The sequence below is a fragment of the Psychrobacter sp. 1Y4 genome (assembly GCF_051847555.1).
In genome coordinates, this window is sequence record NZ_JBPYDE010000420.1 from 1 (window position 1) to 778 (window position 778).

The 778-nt window shown below is 41.0% G+C and carries 1 protein-coding gene; it reads right to left on the reverse strand.

Going from position 1 to position 778, the window contains the following annotated elements:
* Positions 1-232: 232 nt before the first annotated feature.
* Positions 233-778, reverse strand: a 546-nt coding sequence (gene cmk / locus ACS8FC_RS16710) for a (d)CMP kinase (RefSeq protein WP_439297608.1), incomplete at its 5' end; no start/stop codon positions are given.

The following is a 778-nucleotide window of genomic DNA, read 5'->3' on the forward strand; positions in this document are numbered from 1 at the left end:
GAGAATACTGGTTTTATATCTTATGCAATCATATATAAAAACGTTTGTTGGTAATAAGCGCGTATTTAAACTTACTAACAACAACTGTCTTACTTTATTCTATCAAATAAAATCTTATCAACTGAGCCTAATAAATAATTAATCGTTAAAAAACACTAACTTCCAACTGTATAATTCTACATTAAAAACAGGGACTATAGGAAATTTTTTAGTACTTAATATGTTGTTTTTATTAACTATTAAAAAACAGCCCTTGATCTTGGCAATGTCTTTTTACTTGTTCGTAAACCGCATCAGCATCAAGCATTGAGCTATCAAGTAACAAAGCATCTGCTGCAGGTTTTGATGGTGCGGTGCTACGGTTCTCATCACGATCATCACGTTCTTTAATCGTCGCCAAAATCGCCTCAAAATCTGCTGCTTGCCCAGCGTTAACGAGCTGGTTTACGCGGCGTTCAGCACGTGCCTCAGCACTAGCGGTCAGATATACCTTAACATCCGCATCCGGGAACACAACCGTCCCCATATCGCGACCATCAGCGACGAGTCCTGAACGTGTCGCCATATCCTGTTGCAATGTGAGCAAAGCCTCACGAACTTTTGGAAACACTGCGATCTGCGACGCATAGCCGCCTACTGTCTCGTTACGTACTTGATCACCTACCGCTTGTCCATTCACAATAATGTCTACGCGCCCAGAATCATTATTTGGTACAAAGGCTATCTCCAAACTTTTCGTCAATGCTAACACTGCCGACTCATCGATTAGTTGGCTAGC